Here is a 22,245-nt window from a genome sequence, read left to right on the forward strand (position 1 = left end):
ACAACTAACCAGGGATACATTCTATGAGTTACTACATTGCGCCTAGTTTTCTTGATAAACTTGCAGTTCATATCACCAAAAATTTCTTAAATATTCCTGGGATTCGCGTTCCTTTAATTTTAGGAATTCATGGCCGCAAAGGTGAGGGAAAAACTTTTCAATGCGAGTTAGTTTTTGAGAAAATGGGTATCGAAGTCACCTTAATATCTGGAGGAGAATTAGAAAGTCCAGACGCGGGAGATCCTGCAAGGTTAATTCGGTTACGTTATCGGGAAACAGCAGAATTAATCAAAGTGCGGGGGAAAATGTGCGTACTGATGATTAATGATTTAGATGCTGGTGCGGGACGTTTTGATGAAGGAACTCAATATACAGTAAATACTCAGTTGGTAAATGCCACATTGATGAATATTGCTGATAATCCCACAGATGTGCAATTACCGGGAAGTTATGACTCCAATCCTTTATGTCGTGTCCCGATTATTGTCACCGGAAATGATTTTTCTACTCTCTATGCACCATTAATTCGTGATGGGAGAATGGACAAATTTTACTGGGAACCAAACCGCGATGATAAGGTAGGAATTGTGGGAGGAATTTTTGCAGAAGATGGTCTTTCACAAAGAGAAATTGCACAATTTGTTGATACTTTTCCTCATCAATCTATTGACTTTTTTAGTGCGTTGCGTTCCCGGATTTATGATGAACAAATCCGTAATTTCATCCATCAAATTGGTTTTGAAAATGTCTCTTTGCGAGTTGTCAATAGTTTGGAGGGTCCACCAGCATTTAAAAAGCCAGATTTTACTTTATCGCATTTAATTGAGTCGGGTAAATTTATGGTTGGTGAACAAAAACGGGTGGAAACTTCTCATTTAGTGGATGAATATAATCGTTTAAATCGAGGTAAAGGTTATCAAGCAACTTCACCTATTGCGGAAGTTCCTGTGAGTAAACCTGCGATTAATCAACCCACTCATTTAAGTTTAGAAACTCAAGCACAAGTTCGGCAAATTTTAGCCCAAGGTTGTAAAATTGGCATTGAACACATTGATGAAAGACGTTTTCGTACAGGTTCTTGGCAAAGTTGCGGTTCTTTTCAAATTGATGCCCATTCCGATGCTATTTCTACCTTAGAAGCTTGTTTATCTGAATATAGCGGTGAATATGTGCGTTTGGTAGGAATTGATCCACAAGCAAAACGACGAGTAGTAGAGACAATTATTCAGCGTCCCAATGGTAATTAAATAGGATTCTTGTCATGTAAAGAGGTTTCGTTAAACCTCTTTGCAAGGATTGAATTATTAACTAAACAGGAGTTAAAAATAGTTTAGCCTCTGCTTGTCTTCTCCGTTTCAATCCTGCTTCTACATTGCTACCAGGATTTCTGTATTTTAGAAAAGTTTCTTCAATTTCATCCCACTTTTTATCTCTCAACACTCTAGTCATACTTTTGAAATTGGAACTACCGTAAAAGTTAGCACCCAAGTTATAACCAAAACTTAATAAAGCACCCTGTTGATTGGCGTTTAACTCATTCCAAACCGGAATTTTTTGCAGAGGTGGGAGATAGCTATTTTCCAACTGAAGCATCAATAAATCATCTGCTTCTTGTTGAGTGATACTTTCACCTAATCTCCAGTTACTACCATCTCTTTTTTTAGTAGTACCCCAACCAATGGTGATAGGTAAATTACCACTGAGAGGATCTCGATAAGCGTTTAAATCACAACCTTCAAATTCTTTGATGAGAGGAACACCCGGAAGTGGTAGTTTTCCAGTTATCCCACCAAAACCTTTTGTAGGGGTGTTTAAAGTTGGAGATGATATAGATGATGCTGCGCTTGTTGTTGCTTGTCCAAGAGCATTATTTAAAGCATTTTGAGTATTTTTTCCGACTACACCATCTGCTTCAAGCCCTTTTTGACTTTGAAATTGTTTAACGGCTTTGACAGTATTATTGCCAAAATCACCATCTATTATTCCTGGATCTAGATTGAGTGCTTTTAAGATTTCTTGTAGTTGTTGAACTTTTGGTCCTTTCGCACCTTTTTTAAGAGTTTCATTGCTATCGAGATTTAATTTGCTAGGCATGATTATATCCTGGTGACATTGATTTAATCAGTTTGGTAATTAGGAAAAAAGCCAATGCGAAATTTCCTGTTTACCTCTGGCAACAAGTAAATAATCCTCATACAATTAAATGTTCCTGCTCGATTTCCACAGTGCATTTCTTGTATATGAGTTTTTTATTTACTAGTTGTCTGTTTTCAGACTCATTTTATTCTTAACTTTTACTCACTAAGTATACAGGATAAATGTGTAATCTTAAATATTACATAAATCACAAAAATATATGAATTAGCGGGAATACGATAACAAATCATGATATTTTAGACTAAATGAAACATTGCTAATCTAAAAATCCCGATCTGAAATATGCCTTGGTTTGTTAAAATTGAAACTGGTAAGCTTGATAAACCCACCTTTGACCAATATGTACCCGCTCACAGAGCCTATGTTCAAGAGTTGATTACTAAAGGACACAAAGCTAAAACAGGTTATTGGGCGCAAAAGGGTGGTGGAATGATGTTATTTGAGGCGGCATCAATGGATGAAGCACAAGCAATAGTATTGGCTGATCCCTTGGTACAGAACGATTGTGTCAGCTACCAATTATTTGAATGGCGAATTGTTGTGGAATAGTACACAAATTTTGAATTTTAGTGTTATGATGATGAAAGACCTGGATCTATGCAACTTCAACGCCCAAATCTTGTCAGGACCGGAAGGTAGCAGCAATAAGGGATGCTTGTGGTAGGCGTAGTCTCCGGGTCGCCTTATTTGTAGGAGCTTTCAGCAGCAATGCCTGGTTTTGGAGATATTGTACAAAAAGCTTTTTATCTCGGCGTTGGGTTAGCTTCTTACGCTGGCGAAAAAGCTGGCGGAAAATTAGCCGAACTGCGATCGCAAGTCCAGAAATTAGCAGATGAAATGGTGGCTAAAGGCGAGATGAACACAGAAGAGGCTCGTCGCTTCGTTGAAGATATGATGAAGCAAGCTCAACAGCAACCAACTTCTGGACAAACGCCTGAAAAAACACCCCCTTCCGAACCTCGTCGGATAAATATCATAGATGATGACGAAGAGCCTAGTGTGAAAGAGGCGAAAAAAGAAAATAAAGAAAATGGCGATAACGTAGATCATCTCCGCGATCAAGTGCTAGAACTACAGGAAGAGTTAAAACGGCTGCAACGCAAACCGTAAAGATAAAATTTTCACCTTGGGTATCAGTAACTTTTAATTCTAGAAAAATGACGCTATACCCAAGATGGTTTTAGTTGCAATTACTAACCGTAGACTCTATAACTTTCAGTCAGACGGCGTTTAGCATCATGTTTTCAGCCTTTGAGAGTATAAGTTATGGAAGAGTGGCAAAAAGACTTAATAGACATGATCGAAACCGTGGCTGATGAAGTAGAGCAGTTCTTCCTCGGAGTGAATGACATGATAGACGCTTTTTTTGAGGTTACGGAACAGATTACTGAAGAAGTACAAAGCGCATTTGAGGCTGATATTGATACTTTAGCTACGTTGCACGAACAGTTTTTACAAGATTTAGCCGAACCAATTTTGGAGATTTACTGGGAACTGGAAGATATCACCGAAGATATAGATCCTGGTTTTCCATATCAAGTAGAAGCTACACTAGAAAAAAATGCTGCTTGTATTGGTTGTAGTAACTATCATGGCCAGGTTTATAGCGGTAATTTGTTAGTCTGTGCTATGCACCCTCATGGTTGGGATGATAAAAATTGTCCTGACTGGGAAAAAGAAATTGAGTAGACCTCTCCGAAAATGAATGTAAAGACGTTCTATAGAACGTCTCTACAAGGGTTTCAAACCACGCACAATTACCGGAGATGCCTAGTAAATAACTCATTAAGCTGGAGAGAAATGTTAAAAACTGTTAAGTTAATAATTGTGAATCTCTGCATTTCTTTTTACTAATATAATGAGTAACTTTGCACCTGAAACTGTATCTCCAGTAAGTCAAGAAATGAAATATGGTGAACGCGAAATTGCGGAAGGGAAATTAATTACATTTCCGAACCCCCGCATTGGGCGACGCTATGACGTTAATATTACTTTACCGGAATTTACTTGTAAATGTCCTTTTTCCGGTTATCCTGACTTTGCGACCATTTATATTACATACATTCCAGATGAAAGGGTAGTAGAGTTGAAGGCACTCAAGCTTTATATTAACAGCTACCGCGATCGCTATATCTCCCATGAAGAAACAGCCAATCAAATTTTAGATGATTTTGTCGCTGCTTGTGATCCTTTAGAAGTCACCGTGAAAACAGATTTTACCCCTCGTGGGAATGTGCATACAGTAGTTGAAGTCAAACATCAGAAAGGTGTTTATAGCAGGAGTCAGGAGTCAGGAGTCAGGAGTCAGGAGTAAGAAAGGCAGTTAGAAAGAAGTTCTCTGGGTGGGGAAACCCCACCCCTACTAACTCACTAAAGCAGTGCGAGAAAAACCATTTTGTCGCGCTAATTTTTCTGCAATTAGCTTTTGATAAACTGCTTCATAACCATCAGTCATTTGCTGAACACTAAAATGTTCTTCCACATATTGACGACAAGCGTAACGATTTAAACTCCTGACTTGATCAATAGCATTAATACATTCTTCGACATTATCACAGAGAAAACCTGTTTCCCCGTTAACAATCACTTCTGCTGTTGAACCCATTCGCATGGCAATTACAGGCGTACCTGATGCCATTGATTCTACCATGACTAAACCAAAAGGTTCTCGCCAAGTAATTGGGAATAAAGTTGCATAAGCACCACCCATAAGGGCATTTTTTTGGAGATGATTGGCTTCACCTAAATATTCAATTTGCTGACCATCAATATGCGGTTTAACTTTTTGTTCAAAATATTCCCAATCTACCAAATCTACTTTACCTGCAAGTTTTAACTTCCGTCCAGTTTTTTTAGCAATTTCAATTGCTAAATGTGGTCCTTTTTCTGGAGACATTCTGCCTAAAAAAGCTAAATAAGATGGTTCTGTTGGTTGAGGATAAAATTCATAACTACTAACATCAATGCCATTATAAACAGTGTCTACATAGTTTAATCCTAATCTGGGTTCTTTTTGAGAATTAGAGATACTAATATAAGGCTGTTTTCGACAATGTTTAAATATTTTTTCATTGTCTGGTGTGAAAATGCCATGTAAGGTATGCACCGTAGGAGTTGTTACCAGGTTTGCAGATGTTAATGTTGCGACTCCCATGTGGGAATGAATAATATCGAAATCTGCGGCTTTTTCATAGACTGATGCTATTTGTAGAAATTCATAAATACTTGAATCTCTGATAGTAGAATCTAGCCTTAAAGCGCGGGGATGAACTGATATTAATTTGGCTAAAGTTAAAGAATCTCCTGATGCAAATAATGTCACTTCGTGTCCTCGACGGACTAATTCATCAGTTAATAACCCCACTACCAATTCTATTCCACCATAAGCTGGTGGTGGTACTCTCTCCCACAGTGGAGCGATTTGAGCAATTTTCATTATCAATCTCCTAAAATATCCGATTTCTATTTCCAGTTATTTGAAAATAAATTGAATAGCTAACAGGAAATAGCTAAAAGTAAAAAAACCGCCCTTATTCATGATTGTACTACCAAATCTTATGCTTTATATTTGATATATTTTGTCTATCTGAGGTAATGTCAATGTCTGATACTTAAGAAATAAATTAGACAAAATATAATTGTTATATTTGGGATTTTGAACTTGACTTGAAAGACAAAAATAAGTATAATATATAACGATAAATAAATAGTTGCATATATTAAGTAAAATGAATATATACAAACAAATAAATAAACCGCGTGTTTCCTGGCAGGCAGTTTTTGCACTAGTTATATTTGTGTTTATGTACCTACCTATTTTGGTACTGGCTTTTTATAGTTTTAATCAGTCACCTTACAGCGCTAAATGGCAAGGATTTACCTTAGAATGGTATGGAAAACTATTTAATGACGAACGGATTTTATCCGGGTTATATAATAGTTTGTTGGTGGCTTTTTGTGCAGTAGGAGTTTCCGCAGTGTTCGGAACATTAATGGCTGTGGGGTTGGCACGTTATGATTTTCCTGGTAAGAAATTATATCAGGGAATTGCCTATTTACCCTTATTAATTCCTGATATTGCGATCGCTGTTTCGACACTAGTATGTTTAGCGGCTTTTGCTATTCCTTTGAGTATATGGACTATTATCGCTGCCCATATTGTTTTTTGTCTATCCTATGTGGGTTTGGTAGTGTCTGCGCGGATGAATAATATTAATCCTCATCTAGAAGAAGCAGCATTAGATTTAGGTGCAACCCCCATACAAGCCTTTATTTTAGTTTTATTACCGCAATTAATGCCGGGGATTATTTCTGGGTGTTTATTGGCTTTTGTATTGAGTTTGGATGATTTTTTAATTGCTAGTTTTACTGCGGGAAGTGGGACTAATACCTTACCAATGGAAATTTTTAGCCGCATTAGAACGGGAGTCAAACCGGATATTAATGCTTTAAGTGTGATGTTAATTTCTACGACTGCTATTGTGGCTTTGATAGGGGAATTGATTAGAACTGCGGGGGAAAGGAGAGAATAGGGAATGATGAAAGAAATACAGGAAATTTTTACCAAAGACTTTAAGGAGATTACAGATGATTTAATTTTATGGGGGTCAGATAACATTATTAAAAGTTATTGTGATTTACAAAAAACTTTACCTAATGAAAATAGTTCCTCAATTTAAGTAGTTGTGATCATGGCTGCAAATTCTTCCAAAGCCTGAAAACTGCCTACTTCCCAACTCCTTTTTATCACATTAGGGATAATCTGAGTAATAGGTATATCTTCAAAATAGGGACTTTGATCAGATTTGATATATTTACCATTTTTCAACAAATAAATAGCCAATTTACCACTATCATATATCCATAATTCTGGAACTCCAATAGCTTCATAAGCATCAAGAGTTGTTTTTGATGTCACATCAATTTCTATTGCTAAATCTGGTGGTAGATGATCAGGTTGTAACCTCCGCAAACCAATCATTTGTTGATAATTTTGAATATAAAAACAAGCATCTGGTTCAATTCCTGCTGTACCTTGTTTTTTGAAAGTTGTTGAACCAAAAGGTTGATATTTAATTTCTTTAGCTTTCAGCAATATTTTGACAATATCAGAAATTAAATCTTTGGAAATTTCATGCTCAGGTAAAGGGACCATAATTTCTAAATTACCTTGATTGTAGGCAATTCGTGAAGCTCTTTTTTCTCCTAGTTCTTGTAAAATCGCCTCAAATTCTTCCCAGGTAACATCTGGAATAGTAACTGTACTACCAGGTGTTAATTGCATCTGGCTAACGGCTTTGAAAATAGGAATCGCTACACTCATAGCATTTATTATTCTTGATAGATTAAGTCTAACAAAAAGTAGGGTGGGAATTACCCACCACAATATTCTACACCTTAAACTTAGCGGTGATCCGTTTCATGGCTTCTTCCACATTTTCCCGACTATTAAAGGCAGAAATGCGGAAATAACCCTCACCCGCAGCACCAAAACCAGAACCGGGAGTACCCACCACATTCACAGTTTCTAATAATTTATCGAAAAATTCCCAACTAGATAAACCATGGGGAGTTTTCACCCATACATAAGGTGCATTGACTCCACCATAAACACTTAAACCAGCGTTTGTGAGTTCTTCGCGGATGATTTTGGCATTGTCTAAATAGAAGTTTACCAAAGCTTTGATTTGTGCTTGTCCTGCTTCTGAATAAACTGCTTCTGCACCCCGTTGAATAATGTAGGAAACGCCATTAAATTTGGTAGATTGACGACGATTCCAGAGTTTCCAAATTTCCACATTAGAACCGTCAGCGGCTTTAGCTGTGAGGGTTTTGGGAACAACAGTTAAAGCGCAACGAGTTCCGGTAAAACCAGCATTTTTAGAGAAAGAACGAAATTCAATTGCACAATCTCTCGCACCTTCTATTTCAAAAATAGAATGAGGTAAGCTAGGATCTGTAATAAATGCTTCATAAGCAGCATCAAAAAAGATAATTGAACCGTTAGCTTTGGCATAATTTACCCATGCTTGCAAATGTTCTTTCGTAGCAGTTGCACCTGTGGGATTATTAGGAAAGCAAAGATAAATTAAATCAACTTTTTGGCTAGGAATTTCGGCTGTAAAGTTGTTTTCAGCAGTAACAGGTAAATAAACTAAACCACCATATTCGCCTTTTTCATTCACGTCTCCCGTATTACCCGCCATAACGTTAGTATCTACGTAAACCGGATATACTGGGTCAGTAACGGCGATAACGTTATTTTTGCCAAAAATATCTAAAATGTTGCCAGAATCGCATTTAGAACCGTCGGAAATAAAGATTTCATCGGCTTCTATGGCTGCTCCCCGTGCCTGGAAGTCGTGGGTGGCGATTTTCTCCCTTAACCAATTATAACCTTGTTCTGGACCATATCCTTTAAAACTTGAGCGATCGCCCATATCTTCTACAGCTTTAATCATGGCTGTGCGACAAGCTTCTGGTAAGGGTTCGGTGACATCACCAATCCCCAGACGGATAATTTTAGCATCAGGGTTAGCTTGGGCAAAGGCATTTACCCGACGCGCAATTTCTGGAAACAGATAACCAGCTTTGAGTTTCAGGTAGTTGTCGTTAATTGTAGCCATAGTAAATTTTGAGAAAAAAGATAATCATACACTATTTTACTTTGAGGACAGAAATAAAAAGATCCCTGACTCCTTCAAGAAGTCAGAGATCTGAAACTTTAAGTTATAATTATTTTAGAAAATTCCCATATTTGAGAAACTATGAGTCTCATTAATGAAGCTACTAAACAACGAATTATCCAAGAGGTTTTAGAGGCTAGAAAAAATCGTCCTCAGTTTCTAGTTGCTATGCAGGAACGACAAAAACAAGGTTTAAAAATTGCGCGACAATGTGCCAAAATCTTGAAAGAAAGATTTGGCGCAGAAAAAGTTGTCTTATTCGGTTCTTTATTGGATCATCAACAAATGAGTTGGCGTTCTGATATTGATTTAGCTGTTTGGGGTTTACCAGAAAAAGATTATTTTAAAGCGTGGGCTACTCTAGATGAAGGACATCCTTTTGAAATTGATTTGGTAGAATTTCAAAATGCCAAACCTCATATTTTAAAAGCAATTTATCAAGGAATAGATTTATGAATTCTGCTGTAGTTAGGGAACGAATCACTGAAGAAGTGATTAAAATTCAAGAAACCAAAAAACAACTTGATAAGTTTGTTAAGGAACTAGAAAATCAAGAAATAGAAATTTATCAAGAAGCTCTAGTTGATGCAATTGCTCTTAACTTACATGGATTTTATACAGGCGTAGAACGTATTTTTCAAGTTATTGCTAATCAAATTGATTATCGCAAACCTACAGGTGACAAATGGCATAGTGAGTTATTAGAACAAATGTCTGTTGATTTACCTGGTATCAGACAAGCTGTCATTTCAGAAAATGCGTTATTGATTTTGGATGAGTTACGACGGTTTCGTCATGTAGTTAGAAGTGTGTATTCTTATCAGTTAAAAGAACAACGAGTTCTAGATGTTGTAAATCAAGTATTCAATTTTTATGATGATTTGATTAGAGAAATTGAAGATTTTTGTGATTCCCTTAGTTTAGAAATTGATAGATAGAAATATCATATCCCTAACTTATTAATAAAGTCAGGGATATATATTAGTTATAGTTTTTGATGATTTTACATTTAATTAGGTTAACCTATTTACCAGTTAGAAGTAATGAAATTATAAATGGTAGATTTAGTTTACCTAATTTACAACTTGGCTACCATGACTGCGAGGATCATCTTGATTTCCATCTGTGGCGACTGAGGCGGAAAATTGCGAAGTTTTACCATTACCTTGAATATGGGGAAGGGTAGAACCAGTAATTAAAGCTTCTAAATTACTAGCCATAATGGTGCGGGGAATATCACCAATGGTTTCAGCGATGGTTTCTCCTTGTTTACCCAAAAATACAAAGTGCGGAATGCCATCTACTCGATATTTGAGCATTTCTGGCAACCATTTGGTATTATCAACATTCAACATCACAAAATTCAGGTTGTTATTGTACTTTTCTCTGAGTTTGGCCATGTCGGGAGTCATTTTCTGACAAACTGTACACCAATCGGCATAAAACTCGACTAGAGAAGGTTTTCCGTTGCTGAGGGCTACTTCTAAGGGAATAGCAGTTTTACCCAATTCCGCCAGGGAAACTGAGGTAGAATCAGTTTTAAGTCCCAGGAAGAGGGCAACTCCCAAAGCGATCGCTACAATGGCAATTAAGAAGTTTTTGATGCGGTTACTAGAATTTACAGGGGCTTGGGTACTCATAATCAATTTATTAAGACTTATTAACTTAGTTCATCTTACTGTTTTCTCACATAATGAAAAAAAGAGTTACCCTGACTTTTCCCAAACGGGCGATTCAAATGCCTGTTACCTACCGACTAGCAAAGGATTTTAATGTCGCTGCGAATATTATTCGCGCCCAAGTTGCCCCGAATCAAATTGGTAAACTGGTAGTAGAATTATTGGGAGACATTGATCAGTTAGATGCAGCAATTGAATGGATGCGATCGCAACATATTCATGTTTCCCTGGGTTTAGGTGAAATTATCATTGATGAGGATGTATGCGTTCACTGTGGTTTATGTACGGGGGTTTGTCCGACTGAAGCCTTGGCTATTAATCCAGAGACATATAAACTCACTTTTGTGCGATCACGCTGTATTGTTTGCGAACAATGTATTCCTACTTGTCCGGTACAAGCTATTTCCACTAATCTTTAGATATTATGAGCAATTCTATTTGATTTGTGTATCCCTTACGGGAAATGGAGGTAACGAACCACAGAGACGCAGAGAGCGCAGAGGAAGAGAGGGAAGAGAAATACCTGTATCTTATTTGGGATTGCTATATTGCTAATTTTTTTTATTTATGAAAATTCCTTCAGAAACATCTATCAAAACTCTTGGTGAAACTGCACATCAAGCCATTGAAAACCATTTTGAAAAAACCATAAAATGGGAAAAAGCAGTTAAAAAAGACGAAGATCCAGAACCACTCCACCAAATGCGTGTGGGAATGCGGCGCTTACGAACTGCTGTTAGTAGATTCGAGAGATATTTATTTTTACCAAAATTAGTTAGTGATAAAAATATTGGTAACCTTGCTAGAATTTTGGGTGGTCTCAGAGATTTAGATGTGCTTGCAGAAATTCTGGAAAAGAATTACAAACCGCATTTACTTGAAAAAGAACAAAAATCTCTAGAAACCGCTTTTAAGGAATTGCATAAACAACGAGAAATTGCCGTTTCTCATGTGCAGAATATATTTCAAGATGAAGTTTATAAATCTTTTAAAAATGAATGTGAACATTGGTTAAAAAATCCCAGCTATCAAAGTTTTTCATCAGTACCAATTTATCATGTGTTACCAGATTTACTCTCACCAGAAGTTAGTGAATTTTGCTTACATCCAGGATGGTTAATTGGGACTAAAATTGTTAAATCAGAAATAGTAGTGCAAACAAAATGGACACCCAAGCAATTAGAAGAACATCTGAAAATAGAAGGTAAAACTTTGCATAGTTTACGGAAACAAGCCAAAGGTCTCCGCTACCAAATGGAGTTATTTACTGAATTATATGGTGAGTCTTTTACCGCACATCTTCATGATATTAAAAGCATCCAAGAAATCTTGGGAATGATCCAAGATAATATGGTTTTACATGAATGGTTAGAAAATATATTCAAATCAGAACTGGATACTCAATTACGTGGGTTAACGACCCTATTAGCCGCAAATCGTTATCAATTATGGCAAGAATGGCAACCACTTCAACAACGTTATTTGCAAGCAGATACTAGATATAATTTACATTTAGTAGTATTACAACCGACGTTGGTAAATCTTAAACAAGAAGAGAGAGATTAATTCATGGTATGTTTAAATATATAATAATCGGCATTCCGCACTTCAAAATGTCACATATTTATGCTTCAAAAATGTTACCAAATTAGGATAGTTTTATTAAGTATTAATCCTGATTTTTCCTGGTGGTAATGCGATCGCGAAGCGCGACCTAGGAATCGCTATCTGACCATTATTAGCCCGATATTGGTAATCTTGATGTATACTCAAAACGGCTTGATTGTTTGATTCTAAACGTAGGGGTTTAGCACTGCTAAACCCCTACACATCTGGGTTCTTTGTCATTTGGCAAAAGTTTAAATCTCACCCGTGTTTAGTATATTACAAAATGAAGTGCGAAATGTGGGTTTTAACGCCAAGCTTGAGATAATATCCTGAATGCAGAGGATCTAAATTTGCTTCAACTTTATAATAAAATCTCTAATGGCTATAAGGATAGGTATGAAGCTCTTATTGATGATGAATCCGACAGAATAACGGAATTTATCCTGTGGGCGTTCCATCATTCTGAAACCGTAGCTAAATTTTGAACTAGCTTCAAAAATTAAACTGTCATGAAAAAGTCCCTGGCGCACTTGCATAGCCAATAATTTACTTGTTGGATTTGCCTCAATGCTTTGATGAATGGGTTCTGGTAGATCAATACCTAAAAGTTGTTGTGCAAGCAATAGACCCATCAAAAGCATTCGTTCACAACCGAGGGTTTTTGCTTGCTCGATTAGGAGTTTCCACTCCATCTGCTGATAGACTAGAACAAACTCAGCAACATCACAGATCCATCCCAGTCTTTCCCAGCCATGTTTGGAACCATGTACACAGAGAATTAACAACAAATCTTCGGGATGCAAGTTAGGTACTTCTGTGCCAAAAAGAGAAATTGGCTCAAGACGCTTCCATAGATATTCAAAATCAAGTTGAAATAGGAAAAAGCTTTTGCTGGTAATACTTTTGTGAATATCAATGTGGACTCGATTATCGATGCTGTTGAGGGGATACTCGTGGGCATTGTATTCAATATAGAGTTTGTATAGCGCAAGTCTCCTTAGCCCTGTTTGTATTAATGATGTTTTGGATGTTTGGTATCCCTGAGCAGTAAGGAGGTCAATCGCTGTCAGAAAATCTTTGCTGTCAACCCAAATATCTAAATCGCCGAATTGTCGTAGAGCCAAATTACCATAAATTGCAGCCGCTAGAACAGGTCCTTTAAAAGGAATAGCAGGGATATCATTATCTTGAAATAGTTTAAGAATTTTGAGAAGTTCTTGGGTAAGGAAAAGGTTGCGAGCCGCGTTGGTATGAAAGAAATTGCGGAGTTCGGACAGGACGGGTTTGGGGACGGCTTCTGGACAGAGGGTTTTAAGGTTTTGATAGAGGAGAGGGAGAACACTATGACGAGCTGCGGTTTGGATAAGGTATGGCCAGTCGAGGGTTTGCTGAACTAGGGTTTGGATTTGTTGGCTGATTTCGGGAGAGGGGTGGGTTCTGGCACAGCAGAGCAGTAACTCGATTTCGGGGCGAGTGGTTTGGGCTGATTTTTTAATCGATAGGTGGGGTTGAGCAACGGAAATACTCGTCATATTGTTTTTATCGATAATGTTGGGCTTGGGTTTCAAAGAGATGGGCATAGTGACCGCCTAATTGCATTAGTTCTGGATGGGTTCCACTTTCGATAATTTTGCCATTTTCGAGGAAATAAATATGATCGCTCATTTTGACGGTGGATAAGCGATGGCTGATGAGGATCGCGGTTTGACCTTGGATAAGTTGACGGAATTTTTGGAAGATTTCTTCTTCGGCTTTGGCATCGAGAGAACTACTGGGTTCATCAAGAATGAGGATTTGGGCATTGCGGAGAAAGGCACGGGCTAGGGCGATTTTTTGCCATTGGCCAATGCTGAGTTCTTCTCCTGTTTCAAACCAAGAGCCTAATATGGTTTCGTAGTTATCGGGAAGTCCAGTAATGACTTCATCGGCTCCTGATTGACGGGCGGCTTCGGTGATGCGCCGATCGCCTGGGGGAAGGTCAATGTTGCCTAGCCAGATATTTTCTTGGGCGGTGAGATGATATTTGGCGTAGTCTTGGAAAATGACTCCAATTTGGCGGCGGAGGTCGGAAAGGCCAAAGGAGCGCAGGTCTTGCCCTTCAAAGGTGATATGTCCTTCGCTGGGGTCATAGAGTCGGCACAGCAGTTTGATGAGGGTAGTTTTGCCTGCGCCGTTTTCACCGACTAAGGCGACTGTTTTGCCTGGTGGAATATTGAGGGAAATATTGGTTAATCCCTGGCGGTTACTGGTGGGATATTGAAAGCTAACGTTGTGAAATTGAATGCCTTTTTGTTGTAATGGGGGGATAGGTTGGGGATGGGTGGGTTCGAGGATTTTGGGTTGGAGGTCGAGGAATTCGTGGAGATTGGCGAGAAAAAGGTTGTCTTCATAAAGGCCAGCTAGGCTACTAAAGACTCCCTGAAGGGAACTTTGACCGCGTTGGAAGGCTTGGTAATACATGATCAAGTCGCCGAGAGTAAAGTGTCCCTGGATGGTTTGGTAGGCAATGACGGCATAGGAACCATAGATGGCGAGGATGGAACTGGTTTGGGCGATGAGACCATTGAGAGCGTTGCGTTGGGAGATGGCAAGGCTTTCTCGGTAAAGTTGTTTTCTGAGGTGACGAAAGCGGCGACTGAAGAGGGAACCAAGTCCAAAGAGTCGGATTTCTTTGGCAAATAGGCTATTGGTGAGTAGCCAGTCTAGGTAATAGGTTTTGCGTTCGGTGGCGGTGCGTTTATGTTTCCATTGGTACATTTCGTCGGCATATTTGAGGCGTACAAAAAGTCCAGGGAGGGTGGCGATGAAGAGGATGGCGGTGATTTCCCAGTGGAACCAAAAAAGCAGTCCTGCTATGGCGATGAGGGAGAAGCTGTTCCCGATGAGTTGGAGGAGGCTATTGAGGATATGGGGGGGACGGAAGTAGGCTTCTCGTTGGGCGCGTTGCAGGGTGTCGTGGTATTGGGCGTTTTCGTAGTATTCTAGGTCTATTTCAATGGCTTTGGCATGGACGATGCCGTACATATAGTCGGTGACGAGTTCGGTTTGGGTGGTGTTGATGAGTTCGCTGAGGGAGCTACTGAGGGCAATAATCAGGTTGATGATTCCTGTGAGGGCAATGAGGAGAAATATTTGGGAAAGGGCGGTGGTTTTGGTGTTTAGGTTGGCGGCTACGGTATCAATGATTACTTTCATTAGGTAGAGTGAAAGTAGCGGCAGGATACTCTGGACGGTGAGCAGGATTAGGCGGGCGATCGTCCAGGTGGGGCTACTTTGCCAAATGAGTTTTAGGGCGCGATTGAGTTGTAAGGCTCTTTGAATTTTTTGTTTGATTTGGGGAGGGGAGAGTTTTAATTTGTAGGGGGAGGGAGTCATGAGCCGCCATAAGTATTTTGAAAAATTCTGGTGGGTAAAGAAGTAGTCAAGAGTTACTCTAATATCAGTACGGATGGTAAAATGTCTGGATATGCTAATCTCAAAAATTGGTAGCCAATCCCTGCTGCTCCCTCAAAAAAAACAGGATTAAAACTCAAAAATTGCTCATAGCCAAAATTGCCCTTCTGCTTTGCACGAGCTATAATTCCCTCAACTTGGGTCATGGCTATTTCTTGTAACTGAGGTCGAGATGATTTTTGAGCAGCAGTAAATAAGAATTCGACTCGACTTAAATTACCATTGCAAAGATGATCTAAATTACTTAACCCGTATAACATTGTCGTTTTAATAGCACTTTCAATATCTTGTTGAATTTCATCGGTGTTTAAAATATCTAGTCCAGCCACCCTTGCTAAACCGATTCCCGGAGATCCATGAGCCCAGCCACATTGATATTTCAAATCCTCTGTTGAGGGGAACCTAAAATCAGGCCAATTGCCAACTTCTCTATTAAAAACACTCCGTTCGTAAGAGATAGATTCTTGAGCGGCTTCTAAAAAAATAGTTTGACCACTAATTTTATATAAACGTAGAAGAGAGTAAGCGATTCCAGCGGCTCCATGAGAAAATCCAGTCAATAATTTGCCATTTAAAGTTTTCCAGGTTTTATATCCTGAGTCACTACTGACACGATTGTTCAACAAATGCTCCCCACATAGAGTAATTTGATTTTTTAATTTTTGATTAGGAAAAACATCATAAAGTGCTATAAGACCTAAGATAGTTCCGGCTACTCCACCTATAATATCAAATTGCTGATCATTAGTAATTAAATCAGGTGTAATCATTGCCGCAACTTTTTCAGATGCACTTAGAAGCATTTCATTTTCCAAAATTTTGGCAATTCGCACTAGAGTATATACAATAGAGCCATAACCCAAAATTCCATTCATTTCAACGAAATATTCTGAATGAGTAACATCTTTTTCTTCTTGTAAAACCATGAGCAAGGGCTTCAGAGAAGATAAAGCAAGTTGAATAAATTCGGTATCATTTGTTGTCTTTCCTAATGCTGCGAAAAATAATGCTACGCCCAAAGAGCCTTCATACAAATTCCAAGAAAGTGAATTTAGTTGATATTTACAAAGTCTAGGAGAATACTGAGGTGCAATCCAATTAGTACAGCCATTTAACGAATAAACTGCCCGCTTTTTTAGAGAGATGCCAATTTTTATCGATTGCTCTACTAATATTTCTTGTATTTGCTCCGAATTTTGACAAGCTATATTATTAAAACTATTATTTGGAGTAGATAATGAATAATTAGATTCATTAATGGTAAATCTCGAAAAAAACGAACCTTCAATAAAACTTATATTTTTTTCTAAATCATTATTGCTTAAGCTTTTTATTCGTTCTACTACAACTTCAAAGCTAGAAGAGGTAAAACAGTTTTTTATCACTTTATTTGATCCAAAACTGAAATTTGAACAATCTGAACTAGCCAAGATTCGTGGAATATCATATTGTTCCATTGCTTCTTTTTCTTCTTCTACAAGAGGAATCAACAGAAGCGCAAAATTAGACGAGAGTAAAAGTTTACTCAAACTCTCCAGTTGAAGACTTCGTTCTATCCCATCTCTCATAAATTTGGGATGATTTAATTTTTCCAAAAGTAAAGTATAAGCATAAGTAGGGCGAAAAACAAATCGAACTGGCGCGTTATAAAATTCGTGTAATGGGCTATTTATTTGTAATAATTCATTTTTTTTATCTATCAAAAAATAGTATAAAGTTTTAAATCCATGAATAATTTCTTCAAGAAAATGAGTTGGAGGTACTTTGAGATCATTTAGAATTGGTACATTATTTAGATTTAGATGTTGATTTTCTTTTATTTCAGAACAAGTTTCATGGTCATAGCTTAATTCCATGTTATCCGTGTTTATATTTCTCCATTGGCGTACTCGGAAAAAAGTTCTTTGTTGATCAAATCCCCCTAATCCACTAGGATCATATACATGGATATCTTCTTGAATATGGGACTCTTGAAAAGGCGAATGCCATTGAGGCAACAACCCTGTATTCATTACAGAATGTAAAATTTCTTGATAGGTTGTATAGGCCATTTCCAAGCTTTCTCTTATGTCATTAGCTTCTCTCATTCGAGGATGCATCAAAGTTTCTAAATCAATCAAGACAGGATGTTCTGAACAAGCAATAACATTTTCGTTATGAAGATCTGTTGCTTCTAGAACATACGCTAGACATAATTGCATACCGCTTCTATAATAAAATCGCTTAATCTCTTCAATATTTTTACATGGTAAACTGTTGACAAACTCTACCCATCCATAATCTGAGCGATGAAGAATCTTAAGAACTTTTAATGGTAACAAAATACTTTGTTTGTTTAACCAAGATAATAATTTAAAATAGCAAATTTCTAGATCTAAATTCTTTGGTTTATATACAAGCTTTAAACCTGAGTCAAACTGTATGATCATTACTGAATTTCCATTGTTATGATAGTCAGAAAGTCCAGGTTGTACACCAATAACTTTTTTGAAATCTTCTGAAAATATTTTTTTAAGCTCAGTCCAATCTAAAGCTAATCTGTCAATAAACTTGGCACTTGAATCAATCCAAAAGTTAATTGTAGTTCCCACTAAACGAGCTAGAACAGGATATTCTTTAAAGAATAAAGTTAAACGTGAGTGTAGCATTTCTTTGATAAATTCTTCATATTTTTTGCGAGAGTAGCCCTTTTTAGATTTATTGCATAAACTAATAATTGTTGATTGCCTTAAAACTTTGAATGTTGAAAATTCTAGTTCTAAAGTGGGGGCGCACATATAAGATAATCTTGCTAATAAGTTTTGCTCAAGGCTAGTATGAGCATCTTGAGAAAGCAATTGGTAGTTTGTTCCTGTCTGAGAAATCAGGTTTTGTCTAGCGAGATGAATAAAAGGCAAAAATAAATCTTCAAATGGATAATTGGAGTTAAGAGCATTATTATTATTTTTAGTTGATAAATCTTTAAAAGAACCCATTTTAGCAATTTCTATACTTTCATTTAAAATTTCTATCCATTTAGGCAGATTAATTGGTTCAGATTGCTTAGGTATAATTTCAGATCCTAAAATACAATCAATCTTTTCAAGTTTTATGTCATAGAGTTCTAAATATTTTTCAAATTTTATCCAATCCCCATCAGCAACTACTTGACACCATTCTTGTAATCTTGAGTTTATCGGTTTTTCTTCATACTTTTTTTCAAAACAACTTTTTGAATTCAAGCGCTCCATAATAGTTGTTGATTTCGCTACAATTTCTAATAAATCTTCTGTTGAAAATTTCATAACTTACAACCTTGTCTGAAATAAAGAAAATATGAAAAGTTTAATCGTTGTCTATGCAATAGATAATTTTAAAAGCTATTCGATTAGCTTAATAAGCATTATGCGTAGAAGTTGGACAGAAGAGAACTGATATTACTATTGTACAAGGCACAGTCGTCTGAGGTTGAGGCTGAGAACTTCCCAAGGAAGATCCAGCAATGTCAATTATATTAGGCATTTCTACTAAGTAGTTAAAGTTATTTGCTAATAAGTTTGGTAGTACCACATAAGTCTTTTTTGTCGTCTCTTCTATGGCTTTAATTTTTATTTTTACTGGGATTTCTAACTCAAATTCCTTTTTGAGAATCTCTGTTGAATTGTTTAGCCAAGCATCTTTAAAATGCTCATCTTTCCAGCATTTGCTAAGTATAGCTGTAGTGTATTCTTCATCTAAGATACTATTTCTCTGTTGCTCCAAAACCCACAAAGCAACATCCTCATAACTCATCCCCAAATTCGCCTGTAACTCCTCCTCAGAAACACCCTCATAAGGATTACAAGGCAATACCATATAAATAGTATCCTCCGTCTCCTCCAACACCGTAATCTCAAGCTCATCAGGCAACTTAGAGCCTATTTCTTGCTCAATGACAGCCTTGGGATTCGCAATCAACTCAGCCCGAAACGACTCATCTTTCAAAGCACGAGTAATTAAATGAATCTCCAAATCCTTGCGAGTCTTTAACGCCAACTTAGAATCCTTCTGAAACTGAAAAGACCACAAAGGCAAATTAGGCGTAAACCCTTGGGAAAACTGTTTTTCGTTACTCATAATCGTTACCTCAACTATTGTGACTAAAAATGAACTTAAAAATCATAAACCGACATTTATTCAAGAAAATAAACACCAGCCATCCCGAACCATCTCCTCCGACAACGGCACCAGAATATAACCAGCCATATTCCCCGTGCCACCGATCGCCACTCGCCCTTGACATTCCACCCAAGCATGAGCCGACATCCGCCCACCCGTAGCCCTCGTGAAACCAATGCGTAGCTCAGAAGAAAAACCACGCCGAGCCAACAAAACCTGCGTAGCCAAAGCTTGAGGCAGACAGATTGCCCGTAAATAGGGACTAGCCACCCTCACCGCCCAAACCACTTTGTTGACATCAGCCTCGTCTGTTCCTGGCAAATTAGCCCTTGGCTGTGAAATCTTTGCCAAAAGACCCCGCAATTGACCAAACGGTAGCAATTTTAACGCTAACCTGATTGTTCCCAGTAGAAACACAACCTTAAACAGAAGCACGCGATCGCTCCTATTCAGACTGAAAAATTTACGGAACTTTTTCATTAATTTGTAAATTGGCCAATAAATTCCATCCCTAGGCAACCCGATAGAAGAAATTTGCAGTTAACCCCCTTAATTCTTGGTATTTATTAAATGAATGCCTGGGTAGAAGTAAATATTTGAATTGAGTAATAGTTAAATTGTATAATTAAGTATGGTACGGACTATGTTCATAAATGTTGATTGCGTAACAAAACGTTACAAACCTGATTTTGGAATTCAAAATATAGTACAAAATAACTATTTTCTAGCCATTACCTCTGGCTAAAAAACAGCCGGTTGGGAAAATAAGTATAAATACTCAATAAAATAGAGGATTCCCTGACAAAGAAGGGGGGAAATCCAGTTCATCGTTCAGGTTTTAGAATATCTGTTTTTTCGGCATTGGTGAATGAAAGTATGAATTTGCCTCACACAAAGGCGCAAAGGCGCAAAGTTTAAGAGTTTCAGACATGGAATTTTTGCTTTTCATCCCTCAATTCAGCAACGCCGTTTTTTCTAGACAGTACATTTGTCTGATATTTTCTGGTAATTTATCCAAATCATAATATTGTAAATAACCGATTTCTCGATTTTGATAAGAGAAAATACAGTAAATTAGAGATTCTTCTCCTTTGATTCTAGGTTGATAAGTTTCTATTACTTTTTCTAAATCATAAGGATTATCTCTACCACCATAAAATTGTAATACTTTTTCATCACTACGCCATTTTTCTATTAATTGATAATCATGGATATCATCTTTCATAGGACGAATGGTAATTTCATTTTTAAGAATCAACATTTGAACGCAGATAAACGCAAATAAACGCAGATGAATTAATAGATTTAATAATTCTGTGTTAAATGTTTTCCATGACAAACTACATGGTCGCTAATACAAATTCTCCCTCGTTAACAGAGTTATTTATTGATATATCATAAACCAAGCCTGTTTTCTCAGCATAAACATGAATAGTTGTGGGTAATTCACCGATTTTATTGAATGTCAGAACTTGATATAGCAAATCTCCCTGATTTACTGAAGTACCTAATGCAGCTTTAGATAAAATCATTCCTCCTACGGGACTCCAATATTTTTTTAGTTGACTAAGTGAACGAAAATTTGTTTGATGATATATAGTTTTTGATTGGGTTAAATCCTGTATTTCTAAAATACTTTTTTGAGTTAAATAATTTTTAATTCCGCTCACTCCTTTAGTTACTGAATCTGCATTCATTTGCATTCCCGTTCCTAATTCTAATGTCCATGCTTCTTTATCAAATCTCATTTTTTGTCCGGTTAATTTTAACAAAGCATTCTCTAAAGCTAACCAGGGTTTGATAAATGATTCATCAAAAGCATCACCATCATATTCATCGAATAAAATGCTATAATCTAGAAGAAATAAATTAGCACTATCTTCTCGATTTCGGAAATAATAAAGGTATTCTATTCCTTCTCCAGTGTGACTATGTAAATCAATTACGTAGTCTGCATCTAAATACAGAGATTGCAGCTTATAACGATATTTATCAGTTAATTGGACACTGCTAGGGGCATTTATTTTATCTAAAAGACTATTGAAACTAGTTTGAATTTTTTGGGAAAAGTTATATTTAATTGTATCTATATCTAAACCAATTTGAGAACGAGCAAATTCTTCTATATCATCATGTTTTTTTTCATAATCCCAAAAAATTCTATTCCAATTTTGACTATCGTAAACATTGAATCTACCTGTTGAAAAATTATGAGTTCGTTGGTTAACAGCTAAGGGATTACAAACAGGTACAAGCCAAATTTCTCCTATTATCTGAGTATTATTTAATGTCGTTAAGAAATCAATAATTTGGTAAATGACAGCATTACCAACAATTTCCGCACCGTGTAAGTTAGATTGGATATATACTTTTTTACCAGATTTAGCACCAACAAATTTATATACTTGAAGAGAAAGAAACTCACCAGAAGCAAGTTGAAAAAGGGGAATAGTGGAAATAGTAGGAATCATCAATCAAATCCCTAGTCAAACTAATAAACAGTTTACTACAAAATCCTAATTATT

23 protein-coding genes and 1 other RNA gene are annotated in these 22,245 nt (G+C 37.1%); 12 read left to right on the forward strand and 12 right to left on the reverse strand.

The window, feature by feature from the left end:
* Positions 1–23: 23 nt before the first annotated feature.
* Entirely contained in the window at positions 24–1,247 is a 1,224-nt protein-coding gene (locus FJR08_RS17140; RefSeq protein ID WP_168633976.1) for a ribulose bisphosphate carboxylase small subunit, read from the forward strand.
* A 61-nt stretch (positions 1,248–1,308) separates the two neighbouring features.
* Here FJR08_RS17140 and FJR08_RS17145 read toward each other — a convergent pair whose 3' ends face one another.
* A complete protein-coding gene (locus tag FJR08_RS17145) occupies positions 1,309–2,094 on the reverse strand; it encodes a glycoside hydrolase family protein (protein WP_168633977.1) in 786 nt (261 codons plus the stop codon).
* Between the two features lie 345 nt (positions 2,095–2,439).
* Here FJR08_RS17145 and FJR08_RS17150 point away from each other — a divergent pair, with 345 nt between their 5' ends.
* From FJR08_RS17150 to queF, 5 genes are all read left to right on the forward strand, one after another.
* The gene (locus FJR08_RS17150; RefSeq protein WP_015079290.1) at positions 2,440–2,706 is read left to right on the forward strand and encodes a YciI family protein; all 267 of its coding nucleotides are present in this window, start codon (positions 2,440–2,442) and stop codon (positions 2,704–2,706) included.
* Positions 2,707–2,743: 37 nt separating this feature from the next.
* An RNA gene (gene ffs / locus FJR08_RS17155) (signal recognition particle sRNA small type) lies at positions 2,744–2,840 on the forward strand.
* Positions 2,841–2,865: 25 nt separating this feature from the next.
* Positions 2,866–3,267 carry a phasin family protein gene (locus FJR08_RS17160; RefSeq protein ID WP_015079291.1) on the forward strand — a complete coding sequence of 134 codons (402 nt, stop codon included), beginning with the start codon at positions 2,866–2,868 and terminating at the stop codon, positions 3,265–3,267.
* A 156-nt stretch (positions 3,268–3,423) separates the two neighbouring features.
* Positions 3,424–3,846, forward strand: a complete 423-nt coding sequence (locus FJR08_RS17165; RefSeq protein ID WP_015079292.1) for a hypothetical protein — start codon at positions 3,424–3,426, stop codon at positions 3,844–3,846.
* A 169-nt stretch (positions 3,847–4,015) separates the two neighbouring features.
* Entirely contained in the window at positions 4,016–4,471 is a 456-nt protein-coding gene (gene queF / locus FJR08_RS17170; RefSeq protein WP_168633978.1) for a preQ(1) synthase, read from the forward strand.
* 48 nt (positions 4,472–4,519) lie between these two features.
* Here queF and FJR08_RS17175 read toward each other — a convergent pair whose 3' ends face one another.
* Positions 4,520–5,593, reverse strand: a complete 1,074-nt coding sequence (locus tag FJR08_RS17175; protein WP_015079294.1) for a glycosyltransferase family 4 protein — start codon at positions 5,591–5,593, stop codon at positions 4,520–4,522.
* Positions 5,594–5,960: 367 nt separating this feature from the next.
* Here FJR08_RS17175 and FJR08_RS17180 point away from each other — a divergent pair, with 367 nt between their 5' ends.
* Together FJR08_RS17180 and FJR08_RS17185 are read left to right on the forward strand one after the other, a co-directional pair.
* A complete protein-coding gene (locus FJR08_RS17180; RefSeq protein WP_217357530.1) occupies positions 5,961–6,689 on the forward strand; it encodes an ABC transporter permease in 729 nt (242 codons plus the stop codon).
* 3 nt (positions 6,690–6,692) lie between these two features.
* Positions 6,693–6,836, forward strand: coding sequence for a hypothetical protein (locus FJR08_RS17185; protein WP_168633980.1), 144 nt, complete (start codon positions 6,693–6,695; stop codon positions 6,834–6,836).
* Here the strand turns inward: FJR08_RS17185 and FJR08_RS17190 are convergent.
* Both FJR08_RS17190 and FJR08_RS17195 read right to left on the reverse strand, forming a co-directional pair.
* Positions 6,833–7,480, reverse strand: a complete 648-nt coding sequence (locus tag FJR08_RS17190) for a Uma2 family endonuclease (protein WP_168633981.1) — start codon at positions 7,478–7,480, stop codon at positions 6,833–6,835. The two genes, FJR08_RS17185 and FJR08_RS17190, sit on opposite strands and share 4 nt — an antisense overlap.
* A gap of 67 nt (positions 7,481–7,547) precedes the next feature.
* Positions 7,548–8,783, reverse strand: a complete 1,236-nt coding sequence (locus FJR08_RS17195; protein WP_168633982.1) for an LL-diaminopimelate aminotransferase — start codon at positions 8,781–8,783, stop codon at positions 7,548–7,550.
* Positions 8,784–8,924: 141 nt separating this feature from the next.
* Here FJR08_RS17195 and FJR08_RS17200 point away from each other — a divergent pair, with 141 nt between their 5' ends.
* Both FJR08_RS17200 and FJR08_RS17205 read left to right on the forward strand, forming a co-directional pair.
* Entirely contained in the window at positions 8,925–9,299 is a 375-nt protein-coding gene (locus FJR08_RS17200; protein ID WP_168633983.1) for a nucleotidyltransferase family protein, read from the forward strand.
* Positions 9,296–9,781 carry a hypothetical protein gene (locus FJR08_RS17205; RefSeq protein WP_168633984.1) on the forward strand — a complete coding sequence of 162 codons (486 nt, stop codon included), beginning with the start codon at positions 9,296–9,298 and terminating at the stop codon, positions 9,779–9,781. Before FJR08_RS17200 ends, FJR08_RS17205 begins: the two co-directional genes overlap by 4 nt.
* A 135-nt stretch (positions 9,782–9,916) precedes the next feature.
* Here FJR08_RS17205 and FJR08_RS17210 read toward each other — a convergent pair whose 3' ends face one another.
* Positions 9,917–10,483 carry a thioredoxin family protein gene (locus FJR08_RS17210; protein ID WP_015079299.1) on the reverse strand — a complete coding sequence of 189 codons (567 nt, stop codon included), beginning with the start codon at positions 10,481–10,483 and terminating at the stop codon, positions 9,917–9,919.
* A gap of 53 nt (positions 10,484–10,536) precedes the next feature.
* On the opposite strand from FJR08_RS17210, the gene FJR08_RS17215 reads away from it, so the two are divergent.
* Both FJR08_RS17215 and FJR08_RS17220 read left to right on the forward strand, forming a co-directional pair.
* Positions 10,537–10,941, forward strand: coding sequence for an NIL domain-containing protein (locus FJR08_RS17215; RefSeq protein WP_015079300.1), 405 nt, complete (start codon positions 10,537–10,539; stop codon positions 10,939–10,941).
* A gap of 148 nt (positions 10,942–11,089) precedes the next feature.
* On the forward strand, positions 11,090–12,088 hold the full coding sequence (locus FJR08_RS17220) for a CHAD domain-containing protein (RefSeq protein WP_168633985.1): 999 nt from the start codon (positions 11,090–11,092) through the stop codon (positions 12,086–12,088).
* Between the two features lie 386 nt (positions 12,089–12,474).
* On the opposite strand, the gene FJR08_RS17225 is transcribed toward FJR08_RS17220, so the two are convergent.
* From FJR08_RS17225 to FJR08_RS17255, 7 genes are all read right to left on the reverse strand, one after another.
* Positions 12,475–13,710: a nucleotidyltransferase family protein gene (locus FJR08_RS17225; RefSeq protein ID WP_168633986.1), complete on the reverse strand. Its 1,236-nt coding sequence runs from the start codon at positions 13,708–13,710 to the stop codon at positions 12,475–12,477.
* Complete coding sequence (locus tag FJR08_RS17230) at positions 13,670–15,505, reverse strand: ABC transporter ATP-binding protein (protein WP_168633987.1); 1,836 nt, start codon at positions 15,503–15,505, stop codon at positions 13,670–13,672. Before FJR08_RS17230 ends, FJR08_RS17225 begins: the two co-directional genes overlap by 41 nt.
* Positions 15,506–15,558: 53 nt before the next feature.
* Complete coding sequence (locus tag FJR08_RS17235; RefSeq protein WP_168633988.1) at positions 15,559–18,867, reverse strand: type 2 lanthipeptide synthetase LanM family protein; 3,309 nt, start codon at positions 18,865–18,867, stop codon at positions 15,559–15,561.
* A gap of 88 nt (positions 18,868–18,955) precedes the next feature.
* Positions 18,956–19,678 (reverse strand): NHLP leader peptide family RiPP precursor, encoded by a 723-nt coding sequence (locus FJR08_RS17240; RefSeq protein ID WP_168633989.1) that lies wholly within the window; start codon positions 19,676–19,678, stop codon positions 18,956–18,958.
* A 60-nt stretch (positions 19,679–19,738) separates the two neighbouring features.
* The gene (locus tag FJR08_RS17245; protein ID WP_168633990.1) at positions 19,739–20,200 is read right to left on the reverse strand and encodes a lasso peptide biosynthesis B2 protein; all 462 of its coding nucleotides are present in this window, start codon (positions 20,198–20,200) and stop codon (positions 19,739–19,741) included.
* A 472-nt stretch (positions 20,201–20,672) separates the two neighbouring features.
* Positions 20,673–21,059, reverse strand: a complete 387-nt coding sequence (locus FJR08_RS17250) for a hypothetical protein (protein ID WP_174783140.1) — start codon at positions 21,057–21,059, stop codon at positions 20,673–20,675.
* A 1-nt stretch (position 21,060) separates the two neighbouring features.
* Positions 21,061–22,191: a succinylglutamate desuccinylase/aspartoacylase family protein gene (locus FJR08_RS17255; protein ID WP_015079309.1), complete on the reverse strand. Its 1,131-nt coding sequence runs from the start codon at positions 22,189–22,191 to the stop codon at positions 21,061–21,063.
* Positions 22,192–22,245 lie beyond the last annotated feature (54 nt).

This window comes from Dolichospermum sp. UHCC 0260, from assembly GCF_009711985.1.
GTDB classification, from domain to species: domain Bacteria; phylum Cyanobacteriota; class Cyanobacteriia; order Cyanobacteriales; family Nostocaceae; genus Dolichospermum; species Dolichospermum lemmermannii.